Below are 301 nucleotides of genomic sequence, written 5' to 3' on the forward strand. Positions count from 1 at the left end.
CGCAGCGCGGCTGCCGTTGAGGGCGTCGTCGACGCGGGCCTTCTTCCCCTTCACCTCGACCTCGGTCGCGCCGCCGACGCGGATCACCGCGACGCCGCCCGCGAGCTTGGCCAGACGAACCCGGAGCTTCCCGCGGTCGTAGTCCGAGGTGGTCGCCTCGATCTGCGCCTTGCGCTGCGAGATCCGACCCTCGAGGTCCGCCTTCTCGCCGACTCCATCGGTGATCGTGGTCGGCTCCTTCTCGATCCGCATGCGTTTGTCCTGGGCGGGCATCTGGCGCGCACCGTACTAGCGCTTGCTG

1 pseudogene is annotated in these 301 nt (G+C 69.8%); it reads right to left on the reverse strand.

Going from position 1 to position 301, the window contains the following annotated elements:
- Positions 1–258, reverse strand: a pseudogene (gene groEL, locus MKL20_RS00015) (chaperonin GroEL); the annotation flags it as partial.
- Positions 259–301: the final 43 nt, after the last annotated feature.

This window comes from Methylobacterium sp. E-066 (assembly GCF_022829635.1).
Taxonomy (GTDB): domain Bacteria; phylum Pseudomonadota; class Alphaproteobacteria; order Rhizobiales; family Beijerinckiaceae; genus Methylobacterium.